At 54.8% G+C, this 18,341-nt stretch carries 13 protein-coding genes; 7 read left to right on the forward strand and 6 right to left on the reverse strand.

What is annotated here, in order from left to right:
• Window positions 1-18: 18 nt before the first annotated feature.
• Together VAE57_RS04215 and fabZ are read left to right on the forward strand one after the other, a co-directional pair.
• Entirely contained in the window at window positions 19-780 is a 762-nt protein-coding gene (locus VAE57_RS04215; protein ID WP_322820650.1) for a class I SAM-dependent methyltransferase, read from the forward strand.
• A gap of 32 nt (window positions 781-812) precedes the next feature.
• Complete coding sequence (fabZ, locus tag VAE57_RS04220) at window positions 813-1,247, forward strand: 3-hydroxyacyl-ACP dehydratase FabZ (RefSeq protein ID WP_322820651.1); 435 nt, start codon at window positions 813-815, stop codon at window positions 1,245-1,247.
• Window positions 1,248-1,497: 250 nt separating this feature from the next.
• On the opposite strand, the gene VAE57_RS04225 is transcribed toward fabZ, so the two are convergent.
• The 5 genes from VAE57_RS04225 to VAE57_RS04245 all read right to left on the reverse strand — a co-directional run bounded on the left by VAE57_RS04225 (window position 1,498) and on the right by VAE57_RS04245 (window position 7,023).
• Window positions 1,498-2,202 carry a hypothetical protein gene (locus tag VAE57_RS04225; protein WP_322820652.1) on the reverse strand — a complete coding sequence of 235 codons (705 nt, stop codon included), beginning with the start codon at window positions 2,200-2,202 and terminating at the stop codon, window positions 1,498-1,500.
• 580 nt (window positions 2,203-2,782) lie between these two features.
• Window positions 2,783-2,917, reverse strand: a complete 135-nt coding sequence (locus VAE57_RS04230; RefSeq protein WP_322820653.1) for a hypothetical protein — start codon at window positions 2,915-2,917, stop codon at window positions 2,783-2,785.
• A gap of 627 nt (window positions 2,918-3,544) precedes the next feature.
• Window positions 3,545-4,471, reverse strand: a complete 927-nt coding sequence (locus VAE57_RS04235) for a branched-chain amino acid transaminase (RefSeq protein ID WP_322820654.1) — start codon at window positions 4,469-4,471, stop codon at window positions 3,545-3,547.
• 109 nt (window positions 4,472-4,580) lie between these two features.
• On the reverse strand, window positions 4,581-5,795 hold the full coding sequence (locus VAE57_RS04240) for an MFS transporter (protein ID WP_322820655.1): 1,215 nt from the start codon (window positions 5,793-5,795) through the stop codon (window positions 4,581-4,583).
• A 37-nt stretch (window positions 5,796-5,832) separates the two neighbouring features.
• On the reverse strand, window positions 5,833-7,023 hold the full coding sequence (locus VAE57_RS04245; protein WP_322820656.1) for a THUMP-like domain-containing protein: 1,191 nt from the start codon (window positions 7,021-7,023) through the stop codon (window positions 5,833-5,835).
• Window positions 7,024-7,131: 108 nt separating this feature from the next.
• On the opposite strand from VAE57_RS04245, the gene VAE57_RS04250 reads away from it, so the two are divergent.
• The 5 genes from VAE57_RS04250 (at window position 7,132) to VAE57_RS04270 (ending at window position 16,413) form a co-directional block, all read left to right on the forward strand.
• Window positions 7,132-8,376: a hypothetical protein gene (locus tag VAE57_RS04250; RefSeq protein WP_322820657.1), complete on the forward strand. Its 1,245-nt coding sequence runs from the start codon at window positions 7,132-7,134 to the stop codon at window positions 8,374-8,376.
• A 666-nt stretch (window positions 8,377-9,042) separates the two neighbouring features.
• On the forward strand, window positions 9,043-9,771 hold the full coding sequence (locus tag VAE57_RS04255; protein WP_322820658.1) for an MBL fold metallo-hydrolase: 729 nt from the start codon (window positions 9,043-9,045) through the stop codon (window positions 9,769-9,771).
• An 810-nt stretch (window positions 9,772-10,581) separates the two neighbouring features.
• Window positions 10,582-12,945, forward strand: a complete 2,364-nt coding sequence (locus VAE57_RS04260) for a bifunctional (p)ppGpp synthetase/guanosine-3',5'-bis(diphosphate) 3'-pyrophosphohydrolase (RefSeq protein ID WP_322820659.1) — start codon at window positions 10,582-10,584, stop codon at window positions 12,943-12,945.
• A complete protein-coding gene (locus tag VAE57_RS04265) occupies window positions 12,942-13,892 on the forward strand; it encodes an A/G-specific adenine glycosylase (RefSeq protein ID WP_322820660.1) in 951 nt (316 codons plus the stop codon). The genes VAE57_RS04260 and VAE57_RS04265 overlap by 4 nt, the downstream gene beginning before the upstream one ends.
• Window positions 13,893-14,022: 130 nt before the next feature.
• Window positions 14,023-16,413: an ATP-binding protein gene (locus VAE57_RS04270; RefSeq protein ID WP_322820661.1), complete on the forward strand. Its 2,391-nt coding sequence runs from the start codon at window positions 14,023-14,025 to the stop codon at window positions 16,411-16,413.
• A 281-nt stretch (window positions 16,414-16,694) separates the two neighbouring features.
• On the opposite strand, the gene VAE57_RS04275 is transcribed toward VAE57_RS04270, so the two are convergent.
• Window positions 16,695-18,113 (reverse strand): aspartate ammonia-lyase, encoded by a 1,419-nt coding sequence (locus tag VAE57_RS04275; protein ID WP_322820662.1) that lies wholly within the window; start codon window positions 18,111-18,113, stop codon window positions 16,695-16,697.
• Window positions 18,114-18,341 lie beyond the last annotated feature (228 nt).

Here is an 18,341-nt window from a genome sequence, read left to right on the forward strand (position 1 = left end):
TCATCTACTTGAAAACATATGCACCTTTACGATCCATTTGCCCGCTATTATGATGCCGATTTTCGCCACTTTCACGACGACATTCCCTTCTACCGTGAATGGGCACGTCGTACCGGTGGGCCGATCCTTGAGCTGATGTGTGGTACTGGCCGCGTGCTGTTGCCGCTGGCCAGTGCCGGCTTTCAACTGACCGGCGTCGATCTCTCGCCGGCAATGCTGGCCCTGGCACGTGAACGATTGCAGGCGGAAGGGTTACTCGACCGGGTAACCCTGCTTGAAGCTGATGTGCGGAGTGTTATATTGCCTGAACATCAGTTTCCGTTAGCATTTGTTGCTGTAAATTCCTTCATGCATTTGACAACTATCGAAGAGCAACTGGCCACACTGGCTGTTGTCCGTCGGGCATTGACCCGGCGGGGGACGTTGATTATCGATCTCTTTAATCCCGATCCACTGGCAATTACCCGCGAAGATGGTCGGGTGCAGCTTGAGCGCAGTTACGAACTCGATGGTTGTTTTGTGCAAAAGTTTGTCGTCATCGAGAGTGATGCTGCGGAGCAGATAAGCCACGTAACCTTTATCTACGATGAAACTGCAGCGAACGGTACACTTACCCGGCGGACAATGCAATTCACCATGCGCTGGCTCTACCGCTTCGAACTTGAACATCTGCTGGCTCGTGCCGGTTTTACCCTTCGTGCAGTCTATGGGAGTTACGATCTCGAACCCTACTCGTCAGGCAGTCCACGTCTGATTGCCGTTGCTTCTCCCCGGCGCTAAGCTGCGCCTGTAGTCTGAAGGAGCCTTGTGTTATGTTGTCAATTCAAGAGATTATGGCGCTCATTCCTCACCGCTACCCCTTTCTTCTGGTTGATCGGATTATGGAGCTAGAGCCGGGTGTGCGTGCGGTAGGTGAAAAGCTGGTATCGGCCAATGAGCCATATTTTCAGGGGCATTTTCCCGGCAATCCGATCATGCCCGGTGTTTTGATACTAGAAGCACTGGCACAAACCGGGGCTGTGGCTGCGCTGAGTGCACCAGAAAACGCCGGCAAGCTGGTGCTCTTTGCCGGCATCGATGGCGCACGCTTCAAGCGCGTAGTGCGACCTGGCGATACGTTACGTCTGGAAGTGCAACTGGAGAAGATGCGGCGTGGTGTCGGTAAAGGCCAGGCCCGCGCTACGGTCGCCGGTCAACTGGCCTGCGAGGCCGAATTGCTCTTCGCGCTGACCGATCCTTCGCGCTAGCAAGGTATGGGTTTGCGCCTGGCCGGCTTACGAATGTCTGTCTTTGAGCATTGACTCAAGCTACCTGTATAAAACGCCGGTAGGGTGCGCGTCGGTTATACGCACGGTTGTTCATCTGGCTGAGTAATACACTCGCTTGTTGTTAATAAACTGCCAACACATAAGCAGGGGCACATACGCTGGCCCCTGCTCGACTCACACAACAGCCTGTGTTCCCTGGAACGCAGTGAACTGCCCCTCAACCAAACCCTCAAGACAGCCTTGAATTGGCCAGTGCCAGCCTGCGCACCGGAACTTCTTGCTCCATTTGCCGGGTAAGCTGCCAGGTTCCCAGACAGAAGGCAAGCTGCGCCAGTGTTTGCACAATCTGCTCAAACCACTGCACCGGAATCGTCTGCGGTACGTTATTTGCCATCTGCGACATACCGATGATGGTGAGGAGCACGATCACGAACACTACTGCCAGCGGACGCATATTGCGTCGCCAGGCGCCTACCGCCAGCATCAGCAAGAGAGCAGTGTTGCCAAGCGTTGCCAGCATAATGAGCGGCACACGCCACGGCCCGCCATTGCTTGCAATCAATGCCGAACCACCGCCAAACAAAGCAATCACGATCAGTGGTACGAGCCATGGCCGGCTCAGTCCTGGTTTGCCCTGCAACTGGCGCGTATAGCTGTAGACTGCTGTGGCGATAAGGGTAAAGCCGGGAGCGATCATAGGAAAGAGCGCCTGACTGAAGAGAGGAACATCAGTGCCGTTGAGTGCCATGAGTAATTTCCATGTGGCTTTCAAGCCTCCACCCACGGCAAGTAAGCCCAGACCGACGTAGACCATGCTCCCCAGACCGCGGTCAAGTTGCGAGACGGTGCGAGCGATAAACCACACTCCAACCAGCGAGAAGATCACCGGGAGGTAATCCTCCAGCGCCAGCGCCAGCGAATATTCCATCTCCATTGCACGCCTCCCGTTATGTTATCCAACGCTTGTGAATTTAGTTCATTATATTGCATATCATACTATCTGACAAGACAGGTTTTGATTACTGCGACAATGAATGGGAGCGGTTAATCATTCTGATCAAAAAGCTGGCGAAGTGGCGAAATGTAAGAGTGGGCAGTGAATACGTGACATGCTATCTAACCATCACCCTGCTCTGGCGCCGCACCTGAACGATGCACCGCTGTGTATTAAGTTCCGCTCTGTCTGCCTGGGAGCGTGCGTCTCCGGTGCGCCCACCACCCGGACCGGCAGGCACTGAGCAGCCCTAAACCGTTAACCATCGTCCTCACCGGGGGCTATGCATTACCTACAACCTTATGGTGTTTACCATGTGCATATCAGCGAGTATGATCCCATAGGTGCTGTGTTGGGCACTATGCCAGGGATCAGTTGTACTGTGAGCTGTGCCCATCACGGACGGAACGCGGCATTGTGGCGGCGAGAGACGTTGTGCCGAAGTGTGGAGCAGGGCGCTTGAACGTCTGTCATCACGCTGTACTCCCGTGCGCATGGACGACAGGCGCATGACCGCGTGTCAGGTACCAACGATAACCTGCCCTGCTGCTGTCCCGGTGGCAGTGCGCCGCTCCAGCCGTGCCAGCACATGCGGGATAGGTTGCCTTGCCCGCTCGTCATGCACGTGGCGCGGCGTTTGGAGTGCGGCAGCCATGCTGCCGCGCCAGCCGTGCTCTCGATCCGGCGCGTGGCACACCGGTACCCGTCCTGGTCACGGGGAAGTTGGATGTGCTCGTTTCGATCATCGAGACGGTCAGCCAGGCATGCAATGCCTGCGCGTAGACGTGTTGTTGCAAGAGGTTCTTGCCTGTGCATCAGCGTCCAGCACCTGATTGCGGTGGCACGGTGTCTACAAACTAGCCCGCCTCCTGGAAGCGCATGTCTCCGGCTCGCCCACCACCTGGTCTGGCAAGCGCTGACCTGCCCTGAACCGTTAATGCCCGCCGCCACTGAGGACGGGTGAGGGAGGGGACGGGCCGCAGATCACTTCTAAGCCTGACGAAAGCGTGCTGCACCTGAACGCAGACGCCCTAAACTGGCTCACCGGTGTTTTTGACGACTCACCACCGGCGCACCGATGATGGGGTAGCACGGGGATGGCATCTCAACGATGCACATCGTTGTGCAAGAGGTGGTATCAGTTCACCTCGTCTGTATTACTCTTTGCTTTACCGGTCACACGATGATTAATGTCTCATCCATACCGACAGGGGCAAGTTTACCCAACCCGCCCCTGCTGTATCTCATAACCTGCTATAGTGATAAGAAACCGGGAAGCGATTTATGCCAGTTCATACACTGGCGTACACCAGTGCTGGTATTTCTTCACCCGACCACGCACCACATCGGCGTAGAGATTGACCAGCATTCGCCCAATCGGTCCAACCGTCCCGTCACCTATCGGGCGACGGTCGATCTCAACAATTGGCTTGATCTCAGCACCGGTGCCACAGAAGAAGGCTTCCTCGGCCACATAGAGTTCGGTACGGTCAATTGGCGCCTCGCGCACCGGAATGCCCAACTGATTGTGCGCTAACTCCATCACCACCTGGCGTGTAATCCCTTCCAGAATATCACCGCTGGTCGGTGGCGTAATCAACACTCCATTTCGCACGATAAACAGGTTCGCCGCCGATGCCTCGGCGACATGACCATCATTACTCAGCACAATGGCTTCATCGTAACCGTTTAGCAACGCCTCACTCTTCGCCAGCGCCGAATTGAGGTATGCGCCACAGGCTTTGGCCCGCGAGGGAATGATGTTGTCGTCGATCCGTCGCCACGATGAAATACAGGCTTTGATCGCTGAACCGGCCAGGTATTGTCCGAACCCGACAGCAAACATTGTGAAACTGTCGGTCAGGCCGTGCAACTGCACGGCAATGGCCGGATCGCTCTTGTAGAGGAGTGGTCGGATGTAGACATCTTCACGAAAGGCTTCTCGTCGCAACAGCTCAGTTGTAATTTGACATAATTCTTCAACAGTGTAAGATAATTTCATCATCAAGATACGGGCCGAGCGGTGGAGGCGCTCCATGTGCTCACGCAGACAAAAGACATAGAGCTGTTGATGGTCAGGATTCCAGTAGCCGCGGATCCCTTCAAAGCAACCGGTACCGTAATTGAGCGCATTGGTCATTACACTGACCTGTGCCTGCTCGATAGGGACAATCTCGCCGTTGAAGAAGGCAAAACGATTGTTGGGCACGGCTTGTTTCCTTTCTAGTTAGCGCGATGTATACATCGGATATTGTACCTCGTGGTCTGCATGTCTGTTCTGAATGCACCGTCTGGCTACGCGGTTGTGGCGCCTAACGTTAGCGATGAATGCCAACCAGTTGCGCTGTTGCACTGCGCAATTGTAAGTAGTTGCCGAGTATTGTAAGCCCAACGGCGCTAATGAATCCAATCCCGGCAAACGCTATCCAGGGCAATGCGGGCAGATTGAATGCAGCGGCCAGATCGATCAACATACCGCCGCTCAGATTGCCCAGTCCGCCACCTACTGCCAGGGCCAGCGCATTGACCCCGAAATACGAACCGAGTGCTCGCTTGTCAGCCAACGCCGCCGTGACGCTCTGCTGCGCCGGTGTGGCGAGGAGAGTACCAAAGGTGAAGATGATGACACATCCAATAAGGAATGGGAAGGAGCCGGCCAGCGCAACCATCCCCAGGCCAAACGCCATCAGAGCAATGCCGAGGATTAAGATGCTAAGCGGACGCAGCCAGCGCTCGAATAGTCCAATGACCGGTATTTGCAAGATGACGGTCATTCCTGCATTAATGCCGTAAATCCAGCGCACAGCATCGGCAGCATTGGCCAGTCGTTCACCTACCAGTGGCAAACTGATCGTCAACTGTACCCACATAAACCAGTACCCCATCAGGAGGGCTGTGAAGGCAAGGAATGGCCGATCACGCAGTGCCAGCCCAAGCCCGAAACCGAGCCGGCTACGGTCGGTCGCCGTTTCAATCGGCGGCAGGAACAGCGTCATTGCGCCAATGAAAGCAAAACAGGCGGCAGCAGCCAGCGCGACGGCACTGAAACCGTAGTCGAGCAGCAATGCACCGAGAAACGGGCCAATCACCATGCCAAGACCACCGCCGACGCCGTTGATGGAAAAAGCCCGTGCCCGCTCTTCTTCCGTGGTCAGCGCAGCGATCCCGGCGCGACTGGGTGCCTCGAAGAGCGCACCGCCAAGCGCCGAGAGCAACATTGATCCGAAGAGCAGTAGCGGCGTGTCGGCAAAGGCCAGGCTGGCGAAGCCAACGGCCCGTACCAGGACGCCGGCGGTGATCAGGCCGCGCCCACCAAATCGATCCGACAATACTCCGCCACCCACACTAACACCCTGCTGGATAAGTTGACGAAGTGCCAGCGCCAGCCCGACCGTTACCGCTGCAAAACCCATTGTTTGCACATAATGCACCGAGACCAGGGGAATGACCATGAAGAAGCCGGCATACATCATAAAGTTGATCACGATCAGGATGATCAGTCCCCGATAGCGAGTAGAGCGCGAGAGATTCATGTTGTCTAACTTTCTGATGAGTCAAACAATTCTGTCCCTACGTTACCATATCTGAACGATCTGCGCTACAGATAATCGCGATTGGCCGATCGGGCATTTGGGTGAGGACAACCACCAGGTGTCGTTGCCCCGAACCACTGAGCTGACGGGCCAGGCTATCGGTGTCGAGTGGCGATCCCCGCTTCTTCACAGTAACAATACCGGCATCAAGCTCGCGGACTAATGCACGCAGGCGTTTGAGTTGGAACGGCATCCAGGTGATGATGGTCCAGGCGCGGGCAAACGGGGTTGGCAAGGCGGTATGAGCGGTGAGATAGGCAATATCGGGTGCCAGTTGATACGCACCGAGTTGATGCGCCAGTTCAGCCACCAATCCCGCCCGGATCACAGCCGGGTCTGGTTCGTAGAGTACGGCTAATGGTGAGCTTAATGAGGGTGCTGTCGTTGTAGTAGCGATCATAGTTGACGTTGATCCATCGCTACCCAGCACCGTTGCACGCCGACTGGTGGTAGCACATGGCCCACACCAGATCACAGCCTCTTTCAAGTCGCCATCAAGCGACACGAATTCTACTTCTGCATCCTCCGGCACGACGCTACGTTGAATACCCGGCGCTAATTTCACCGCCAAAGCCGGTGTGCGTTGTCGCCAGCTCAATACATGGCTGAGCGGTGGCTGAAAATCATCAGGATCGAACAGCCGGCGTTCTCCACTCCGCCGGGCCGGGTCGCAGAAGAGTGCCGCCGCTGACGGTGGCGGCTCGCGTAGCAAATCGCGCTCAATAAAGGATACTCGCGAACCAAGCCCAAGCACTTCAACGTTGAACCGCGCCAGCGCCAACCTGATTGGATCGCGCTCGACAGCGATCACCTGCGCTCCGGCATCGGCCAGTGCAATGGTGTCACCGCCAATCCCACAACCGAGATCGGCTACGTCGCCAACCTGCACCAGCCGCCGGGCACGATGTGCTGCCACAGGTGCTGCTGATGCCTGTTCCAGTGCCTCGCGAGTAAAAAGCATCCGGTCAGCCTGGGGGAATTTGCTGATTGCCCGTCGCCGCAGCAATGCCTGCTCGATAGCAGCCCGTGCTCGCGCCGCCAGTAATGAACGACGCAGTCGATTGAGTTCACTCAGGATGGTCGCCTCACGTATGTCACGTGTTGCCAGATCATCCAGTACGGTACACCCTTCTGGTGAGCTGAGCCAGCGAATAAGGTCTTGATCCATAAAAGCTTAACAATCTATCGCCAACAGTTATGAAATACTATACTCTAAAGTGAACTGAAGCACGGTACAATAAAGTATATTCATCAGATTCTGTTCGGGAGGGTCATAATGCGTAGGACAGGATGGTTTATCGTCTTGATCGCTTTGATGCTGGTTGCGTGTACCAATCAATCAGCACAAACACCAACGGCAACAGAGGCAGTACCAACCGCAGCACCGGCAACAAGTGTATCGGTTTCTGAGCCAACACCGGTAGCAACCGAATTAACACCGGAAGTGGTCGCAGCCGCTATCCAACAGGTACTTGATGGCTATGTGGAAGCCTACAATACCAATAATGTCGAACTCCTGCGTTCGGTCGTTGATCAGACGAATGCTCCGTTCCGTCGGCTGGTCGAAGAGCGTTTCAACACCTTTCAAGAGTCTTCGTTTGCCGGCAGCCGGTTCGGTCGGATGCGCGTACTCGATGTCAAGCCGCGTGATCATGGCTTCTGGCAAGCGGCAATTGACGACGGCGGTTATCGTCGTGATATTCTCTTCCGCCAGATCGAAGATGGTAGTTGGGTGATGAGTGAGCCGACCGAGGAGCAGCTTGGCGAGAAGGTTCGGATCGAAAACGAATACTTCACGCTCAATACCTACGAATGGGCTACCGAAGTCAACACGATTATCGAGGATATGGTTGTCCGGGCGCGACAGCAAGTGATCGATACCCTGGGTCGTACCCCGGAAAACAAATTCAATGTGTACATCCGCCCGATTTTCGGGATTACACCTCCCGTCAATCCAAACTCGTTGGCCTGGTACTCCGCCGGCTCACGGCCACGGAATGATCGGATCGATATCTTTGCTCCCTTCTCCTACGCCTTCGGTTTCTACGATCCGAACGTGGGCTGGGAAGAAGAACTTTACAGTACGATTGTGCATGAATTGACCCACTGGGCGTATACGCGAGCATTTGCCCAGGAGTATCGCATCACTGATTGGATGAGTGAAGGTTTAGCTGAATATGTCTCGAACAATCCGCGTCGGAATGCGGTGAGTGCTGCGGTACGAATGGGGCGCATTATTCCCCTGATTGATCCCAACGGTGGTGTTCGTCCACAGGATATGGATCATATGACCACACTTGAAGTTGATCGTGGCCTGGCCTACGGGTTCGCCTATTCGCTGGTTGCGTACATTGTCGAGACACAGGGTGGGCTTGATGGGTTCTGGCGGTTTGCCGCTGCCGTGCGTGATACGCCTGGCACCGGTATCGAATTTTATGATAAAGCATTGCAAAAAGCCTTCGGTATTACCTACGAAGAGTTTGATGCCGGTTGGCGCCAGTGGCTGCTGGAAAATTACTGATACATGATCGGAGACTTCCTTGTCCAGAGTGCTTTCTTAGTGCGGAAGTTGTGCTTCCGCACTGTTGTCTCATGACGAGTCGCTTACTAGAACTTGTTTCATCAAGGCTGTGCTGTCGTGCTTCCAACCTGTCGCATATGCTCATGAACGCTTGTCAATCACCAACGACAGCATCTCCTGCTCTCAGTCTACCGGTATGGTAGCGAGGAGAACTGATAATCATCTCCGGTACCATCACTCGTTGGGTTGGTTGCCTTGCCCGCTCGTCATGCACGTGGCGCGGCGTTTGGAGTGCGGCAGCCTGGCTGCCGCAGCAGCCGTGCTCACGATCCGGCGCGTGTTACGCTGGTAACCTTAATTTAGTCACGGGGAAGCTGTGTGTGCTCGTCACTGATGAGTTTGTCAGTAATGTAAAGAGATAACTTCCGAAAGATAAAGTAATGAAACCAACTTATTCATTGTCGAGTAGTGGAATGTAGCACAGGCTGATGTTTATGCTCTATACCGGCTACAGCTACAGTTGAAATGTCTTGAGAACTATCGTGTTCATCCGCAGAATGGGTAAGAAGACTGTGTTATTGCGCCAATGCGGAAGTAGCTTATCTGAAACGGTAACCTGGAAAGTGCATGACCGCTGTCTGATAGGTCTGCTCACTGTGAGGTTCTATGTCAACACCACGCCTGATTATTCCAGGTTTGTATGAACTGACTCTACCAATGCCGTTTGCTTCGGTAAACGTGTTCTTTTTACTCACGGCTGACGGTGTGACTCTGATCGACACCGGTTATCCGGATCATGGTACCGGTGTGCTGGCCGGGTTGACAGCACTGGGCCGCACGCCGGCAGAGGTGCGGCATATCATCGTAACTCACCATCATGTCGACCACGCCGGTAATCTGGCGCTATTACAAAGTTACACGCAGGCGCAGATTTGGATGCATCCTGCTGATGCCGATCTGGTTACGCAGGGGCAATGTCTACGCCCAACCCTGCATAGCTCGCCAGGCCTATTCAATCGCCTGGCTTTCAGCCTTGCCAGGATGATCTTGCCGCGAACAATTCAACCTGCACAGGTCGATCATCCAATCACCGATAACGAGATCATCCCCGTGGCCGGAGGTCTCCAGGTGATTCACATCCCTGGTCACAGCGCTGGTCAAATCGGCCTGTACTGGCGCGTGCAAAAGACTCTCTTCGTCGCTGATGCTGTCCTGCACCGTGATAAGACTTTGCAGTTGCCAATAGTTATCGAAGACCTGAATACCGAAATCACCAGCATTTCGCGCCTGGCACGCTACGACTGTACAACAATCTGTTTTGGTCACGGGCCGGCGATCACCGGTGCCGCAGGAAGTGCTTTGCAAGCCTACGCTGCGGCTGTGGTGAAGCGATGATGGGTTACAAACATGACGATCGAAATTCTTTCATCAATCAAGTGTGAATATTCAGGGTTTTCGATACCTTATAGAACCTATCTCATCAAAGCTGTGCGGTCGTGCTCCCAACCTGTCGCATATGCTCATGAACGCTTGCCAATCACCAACGATGTCTATCCTGCTCCCAGTCTGCCGGTATGTCAATGAGGAGGGCTGACGGCAACCTCCGGTGCCAGCACGAGCTGGATGGCTTGCCTTGCCCGCTCGTCAGTCACGTGTCGCGGCGTTTGGAGTGCGGCTGCCATGCTGCCGCAGCAGCTGTGCTCACGATCCGGATTTGATGCTGGCGACCTTGCGGCGCAATCCGGCTGCCATGCTGCCGCAGCAGCTGTGCTCACGATCCGGTGCCTGTATACTGTTTACCCTGCTGGTTACGTAGATACAGGGTGTTCGCGTCACGATCATGTCGTCTGGCAGTAATGAATGAGATAACTTCTACTTGCGCTCACCCAAACATGAAGATATTCCCGTGCGGTATGACGCAGCTTGACATCGCTGCTTGCGGGTGTTATGCTACATAAATAAAGGGTATATATGTCGCGATCGCGGATGATCGTCGATTATGGAGGACGCGGCCTGGCGTTGCACGCCGGGCGTTTTTGATCAAGAATCACTTCGTAACAGATAGTCAAGATAGTCTTTGCAAGATTATCCGTGTAGCGGCGAAGTCGTGTTCAGATCATACATATTGGCATTTCAAGTACATCCGGCCTGCCCATTCCCTGCCGTAATACGGCAGCGAATAGCCTGCCTGGATAGGAGCGGATTATGGATGATGTAGCAATTACCGCTCATTCGCCAGAACTAACCTTAACTTCGTCGACGCATGCGAGTGTGATGTCTGATTTATCGCCATTATCGGCTGAATTGCTCAACCACCCGGTGATGCTCTCGCTCGTTGAACAACAGCAACGTCGTGGTTGTCAGGCATCACTCGAGTCGGTTCAAACAGCGTTCATTAATGCCTATCATTCACCTTCTGTTGAAGCTCTGATTTCCCGCCACCGCGAGTATCTCTCCTCAGCCGATTTCGATCTGATCCGCCGCTCGTATGCGTTCGCTGCTGTTGCCCACGAGGGACAGCGACGGCAATCAGGCCAGCCGTATATTGATCATCCAATTGAAGTTGCCATCATCTTGCTCGATCTACGTCTTGACACCGAATCGATTGCCGCAGCCCTCTTGCACGACGTGGTGGAGGATAGTGCTGTTCCGATTTCAGTGATCGAGCAATTTTTCGGGCAGCAAGTTGCCAGCCTGGTCGATGGGGTGACCAAACTCTCCGGTTACGAGAGCAAGAGTAAAGAAGAAGCACAGGCCGGCACCTACCGAAAATTGATTATTGCGTCAGCCGACGACCCGCGGGTAGTTTTGATCAAACTGGCCGACCGGCTCCACAATATGCGCACCATTCATGCCACACCGCCACAAAAGCAGCAACGGGTGGCGCGGGAAACCCTTGAAATCTATGCCCCTCTGGCCCACCGGCTTGGTATGTGGCAGATGAAATCGGAGCTGGAGGATCTGGCATTCAAAACGCTGCATCCCGACCGTTATCAGGAAATTGCCCGTGGCCTGGCCATGCGCAAAGAGGCCCGTGACCGTATCGTGCAAAAGGTCATTGCCCAATTGAAAGAGATGCTTGCCCGCGAAGGTATTAAGGCAGAGGTCACCGGGCGCTCGAAGCATATCTACTCGATCTGGCGTAAGATGGAGCGCAAAGGGGTGCCACTTGAGCGTATTTACGACCAGCTCGCCGTGCGCATTATTGTCGATGATCCCAACAACGAAGTGGGGGCGTGCTATCAGGCGTTAGGTGTCGTGCATGGTAAGATGAACTGGACACCAGTAATGCAAGAGTTCGATGATTACATCGCTGCCCCCAAAGAGAGTTCCTACCGCTCCATCCATACGACTGTGATCCTGCCGGAGGGCTTGCACTGTGAAGTGCAGATTCGCTCGACGAAGATGCACGAAGAGGCCGAGCACGGGATTGCTGCCCACTGGCGTTATAAAGAGGGCTTCAATTCGCGCAGTGATCGTGATTACGAGAACAAAATTCGCTGGTTGCGTGAGCTGATTTCCTGGCGTAATGAAACCACCGACCGCGAATTTGTCGATATGTTACGCGCCGAATTTGAAGAGCGGGTGTTTGTCTTTACGCCGAAGGGTAAGATTATCGATCTGCCTGAAGGTTCAACGCCGGTCGATTTTGCCTATCGCATCCACTCCGAGGTTGGCCACCGTTGTATCGGGGCTAAGGTCAACGACCGCATGGTGCCACTTGATTATCAGTTGCGGAATGGTGAGATTGTCGAGATTTTGACCTCGAAGAATCAACGTGGCCCCAGCCGTGACTGGCTGCGTTTTGTGAAGACACCCTCGGCCCGCAACCATATTAAGCGCTATTTCCGTCGCCTCGAACGTGAGGAGAATATTGTCGCTGGCCGCGAGATGCTCGAAAAAGAGCTGAAACGCTTTGGTCTGACTCAGGTCAGTTTCGAGAAGCTGGTGGAACTGGCCGGGCCAACAGTACGTTCGGTCGAAGACCTCTTCTATCAAATTGGGGTCGATGATCTGAACGAACGGGCGTTGGTGCAGAAATTGCTCGGTGCCCAGGAGACTTCGCCGCCGCCGCCCCCTGCACCGACCCAGCCCATGGCGCGAGTCAGTGCCAGCGGCGAAATCTACCTTGAGGGCACTGGCAAAATTGCTTCTCGCCTTGCGCGCTGTTGTAATCCGGTGTTCGGTGAACCAATCGTTGGCTTTACAACTCGTGGTCGGGGGGTGACGGTTCATCGTACCGATTGTCGCACGATTCAGAATCTGAGCACCTCTGAACGAAATCGCTTGATGCCGGTCTGTTGGGGGAATGCCTCTGGTCCCAATCAATGGTTCCCGGTACCGTTGCGTATTGAAGCCTGGGATCGGGTTGGCTTGTGGCGCGATATTTCAAATGTGATCGCAGATGCCGGGATCAACATTACCGATATTAATCAGGGGAAGCGCTGGGCCAATGGTCGTACTGTGTTGAACGTAACGGTTTCGTTGCAATCAATGGCTCAACTGTCGCCACTGATTGAAAAGCTTAATCGAATTCCCGATGTCATTGATGTCTATCGTAAAACATGACCGTTGATCGAAATCTGACGCTGGCGGCTCTTCGTACCGCACTGCTAGAATGGTTTGCCGATAACGCACGCGATCTGCCATGGCGGCGTACTCGCGATCCATACGCGATTATGGTCGCCGAGATCATGCTTCAACAAACACAAGTTGATCGGGTCATTCCAAAATATCATGCCTTTTTAGCTGCTTTTCCCACCCTCAAAGCGCTGGCCTCCGCTCCAACTGCTGAAGTGATCCGGTTGTGGGTTGGTCTTGGCTATAACCGGCGCGCAGTGAATCTGCAACGTGCAGCGCAGATTATCGTCGAACAATACGGTGGTAAAGTACCTGATTCGGTGGCAGTGTTGCGTACATTGCCCGGTATTGGCCCTTACACTGCCGGTGCAATTGCCTGTTTTGCTTTCGAGCAGGATGTCGTGTTTCTCGATACCAACATTCGCCGCGTTGTACGCCGCTTGTGTGTCGGTTCTGACCTGCCCCCGACTCTATCCGATGCAGTGCTGCTGGTTCACGCTGAAACCTTACTGCCGTCCGGGCAGGGCTGGACTTGGAATCAGGCTATCATGGAATTGGGTGCCCTGATTTGCACAACCTCCAATCCGGCGTGCTGGCGTTGCCCTCTACGTCAGTACTGTCGGGCTTATGCCGATGCAATTGCTGCCGATGGCGATCTGGTCAATACGATGATGTCGTCAGTCCCCCTGAAGCGGGTGGCAGAGTCGCGGTCTGGTGAGACGTTTGTCGGTTCGCGACGCTGGTACCGTGGGCGTATTATTGCAGTGCTACGCGACTTGCCGGTTGGGGATGTATTGTCATTAGCCGAATTAGGTCAACGCTTACGCCCCGATTTCACTGCCGACCACAAGGACTGGTTGCAAGGGCTGGTGACCGATCTGGCGCGTGATGGATTACTGATTATCACCGATCAGGGAGTACGTTTGCCAGAGTGAAAGAGGGCATACCATGAACCATCAGATGAACAACATATAAAACGAGATATAAAACGAGGAGTTGCCCCGTTACCTTTCCGCTTTCCACGCTTGCCCGGGCAATTTCGCCATCTGTTGAGGAGAGCATTTCATGCACACCATTCCGTTATCCTTGCGTGGTACGCTGATCGGATTGTGGAGTGCTGCTGCGCTGGTCGGCGTCATTTCGAGTCTGTTGGCCCCGCCGGCAGCGTTTGATCTGGCTGCCTGGCTGGCCACCATTCTGTTCGCCCTTGGACTTACCCTCTTTGAGGCGCTAACAATTGTGCGCCAGCATGACCGTCCACTGGCCGTAACTCTGGGCTTGCTTATCAGTGCCATGATCGTGTTGCCGTGGCCTCTCTTTTTGCTGGCAACTGCGATAGGGGCAGTTGCTGGCGCTCTAGCGCGTCAGTCCCTGTGGTGGCAGGCGCTAGCGCTGGCCTCTATTCGCTGGATCGCCCTGACCGCCGGCAGTGTGGTACTCATGCTATTTGTGCAGCAGCATCCTTTTGGTGCTGATATTGCCTCGCCTTTTGCTTTGATCGGCCTGATTGGCTGCGGATTTGTGATCTATTCGATTGAACGGGCGGCCAGTGCCAGCCTGACTTCTCCGGTTACTGATGAGCGTTTTCTGCTGGCACTGCGGTGGCGTATCGATGACGCTGGCTGGTATGCCCTGATCTTTGCTCCGCTAGGGGGGATGCTGGCTATTCTCTGGCAACAGGAAGTTTGGGCTTTTGCGTTGGGGATAGCACCGCTGGCGATGGTTCAAATCAGCCTGCGTCGTCAGTACAGGTTAGAAGAGGCCTTGCGCGTTGCTGATACGCAATTGCAAGCCGCTAATTCTCGCCTTCGCATTTTATCGCGTCAGACCGAGCATTTGCATAGCCTGATTGTCGCACTCATGACTAGTCGTGATGTGCCGACAATGCTCAATCTGTTGGGTGAACGATTGAGTGCTCTGATGGAAGCCGATTGCGCCTGGGTTACCCTGTATGATGACCAGGGTAACCTTCAGTTAGTCGCTTCCCACCATTTACCCGTCTCTACTGAAGGGGTTGGACCGCAGCCGGTACCGCTACCTCAAGCCTATGAGACAGCCCTGGAGCAGAAGCGGGTGACACTCTTCACCAATCAGCAAGTTCAGATGCTGGCGCCGGTGGCTGCCTTGACCGAACGTTCAACATGGCAGGCAGTGATTATGCTTCCGCTGCTCGGTGAGCAAGCCCCACTTGGTGCCGTTTGTCTGGCATTTGAGACGGTACGGGGGCTAAAAGAGGACGAACAGCGTCTGCTGGCAGCGTTTGCCCGTCACGCTACTGCTGTAATCCAGAATGCCCGCCTCTTTCGTCGCTGGCAGGAATCGCAAACCGAGCTGGGGCGTTCGGCTAAGCTGGCTGCGGTAGGTACATTTGCCGCCAGTATTGCCCACGAATTCAACAATCTGCTTGCAGGAATGCTGGGGTATGCGCAACTTGGCCTGGCCGACGATGATGTTGAAATAAAGAACGAGGCTTTGAAGGTCGTGCTCGACACCTGTAAGCGTGGTCGCAGCATTACCGGCAGCCTGCTCACCTTTGCCCGCCGCCGCGACTCGCGTCGTGAATTGTCTGATCTGCGCGAAGTTGTTGATGGAACGCTCACTCTGATGGAGATAGAACTCCGTAAGAATAACATTCGCGTTGTCCGCCAGATCGATATGGTGCCACCGACTATCTGTGATTCTGGTCAGATTTCCCAGGTCTTCTTGAATCTGCTCACCAATGCACGTGATGCGATGAAACCGCAGGGGGGAACGCTAACCGTATCACTGACCTCGGATAACGAATGGATTACCTTGCAGGTTACTGATACCGGTTGCGGCATCCCTGAATCGGTACGCCGCCAGATTTTCCAGCCGTTTGTGACCACCAAGAACACCACTGGTAGTCAATCGGGTACCGGTCTGGGTCTGGCCGTTTCGTATGGCATCATCAAAAACCACAACGGCCACTTTGACGTTGAGAGTGAGGTCGGAAAGGGGACAACGATGACGATCCGTCTCCCTATCGTGCAAGAAGAGGAAAGTGAAACGAGCACAGCCCCGATCCCCTCGCTGCGCATGCTGGTGATTGATGATGATGAAGCTGCTGCCCGCACACTTACTGCCCTTTTGGAACAGGGGGGGCATCAAGTGACCTATTGCGCACACAGTGCAGAGGCAGTAGCCATCTATACTGCCAATCAGTTTGATATTGTTTTGACCGATGTCGTGATGCCTGAACTTGATGGGATCAGTCTCCTCAATGTATTACGCACCTACGATCCTACGGCGAGTATCATCTTGTTCACCGGCCAGATCGAACCCGATCAGGTCGCTGCAATGGCGGCCAGTGGTGCGTATGCCGTGTTACGTAAACCGTTTTCTGCCGAGGAGCTGATGACGACGATTCAGGCAGCCTATCACGACCGCGAACGGGCCAAACGCGCATTGGCAGGCTTCGTCGAAACGGCGCGTTGAGATAAGGTGCGTGGTTGTCTTCTTTTCACATCTGGTGCAGCAGAAATCATGACACGCCATCACTCTGTTACCGCATTTGATCGCGGATGCGCTGAACCAACTCTCTCGCATTGCGACGACCGACCAAAAGCCCGATGGTGCCATTTCGGTACGAATATGACGCCTGAACGATGTACATCGTCGATCACAAGAGTCAGAATCACCGTGTTTCAGATCATAATGTAGCGAGGGGCGGCTCCAGGCCACCCCTCGCTTGTATCTCTGGTTCAGGTCAGATCGCCTTAACCGGCTGCGGCAATGCCCTGAATCCCGCCTTCGGTCATCTTCCGTACATCGAGGAGTTCATCGACCTGTTCGGCGGTGAGGAGACCCTTTTCAACCACCACTTCTTTGATGGTTTTGCCGGTAGCCATCGCCTCTTTCGCGACTGCTGCACCGTTCAGATATCCGATCACGGGGTTCAGAGCCGTTACCAGAATGGCATTCTTCGCCAGCCAGCCCGCCGCCTTCTCGCGATTGGCGGTGATGCCAACCACACACTTCGTCGTGAAGGCATTGATTGCGCCGATCAGCACATGCATCATCTCAAACAGGTTGTGCGCAATGATTGGCATCATCACGTTCAGTTCAAGCTGACCGGCCTGTGCCGCCAGAGCTACAGTCAGGTCACAACCCTGTACATGATAGCAGGCCATGTTCAGCATTTCGGCCAACACCGGATTGACTTTGCCTGGCATAATCGAGGAACCGGGCTGTACGGCAGGTAGCCGGATTTCGTCGAGACCGGTCGCCGGGCCGGAAGAGAGGAGCCGGAAGTCATTGGCGATGCGACCCAGCGTGATGCAGAGGGTGCGCAGGCTGGCTGAGAAATCGGCGGGATCGGCCATGCTTTGCATCGACTCGAACAGATTCCCCGACGAGACAAGTTCATGGCCGGTGAGTTCACTGAGTTTGGCGACCATGCGGCTGTGGTATTCCGGGTGCGCATTGAGACCGGTGCCGGTGGCTGTGCCGCCGATGCCTAGCCGACGGAGACGATTGGCGGCAGTGACGATGCGCTCCATGTCGTTGCGCACAGCCTTGGCGTATGCACCGAACTCCTGGCCGAGCCGTACCGGCACGGCATCTTGCAGGTGGGTGCGCCCCGATTTGACGACATCGTCAAATTCAATCGCTTTTTGTTCAAGTGCATTGGCGAGGTCATCAATAGCGGCGAGTAGTTCGGGTAGACGCCACAAACAACCCAATCGGATTGCGGTTGGAATGGTATCGTTTGTCGATTGTGCCATATTGACGTGGTCATTCGGGCTGACCGGTTTCTTCGGATCGTCGAGGCTGTAGCCCAAAATCTGGTTAGCCCGGTTTGCCAGCACTTCGTTGACGTTCATGTTGTGAGACGTACCGGCGCCGGCCTGAAATGGATCAACGACGAACTGATCGGCGTGCTGGCCGGCCAGGACTTCTTCGGCGGCCTGAATAATGGCATTGGCGATCTGCGGCTCAAGTAGACCAAGGTCGCGATTAACTTCAGCCGCGGCCCGTTTGATCATCGTCTGGGCCCAGACGAAGGCCGGGTAAGGCCGCATCCCGCTCACCGGGAAGTTCAACACCGCACGCTGCGTTTGGGCACCGTAGAGGGCATTAGCCGGTACCTGCATCTCGCCTAATGAGTCGCGTTCAATGCGATAACCTTCAGCCATGAGTTCAGCTCCTTTCATGCAACAGGAAGCGACCATGTATTCCTGCCTTGCATGGATTGTGTCGCGTTACAGGGCGATTGTATCATAACGCAGCGAGATACAGTCGCACCGGCCATTATGCATTCTGTGCGTGCTCTCTCCCTGCACCGCAGATGCGCCGCGTCAGCATTCCTGCTACGCCCAGCGTGGGATCACGTTTCGACGTGAGTACCGTTACCAGACAGGGTT

The organism is Chloroflexus sp. (assembly GCF_034434295.1).
Classification (GTDB): domain Bacteria; phylum Chloroflexota; class Chloroflexia; order Chloroflexales; family Chloroflexaceae; genus Chloroflexus.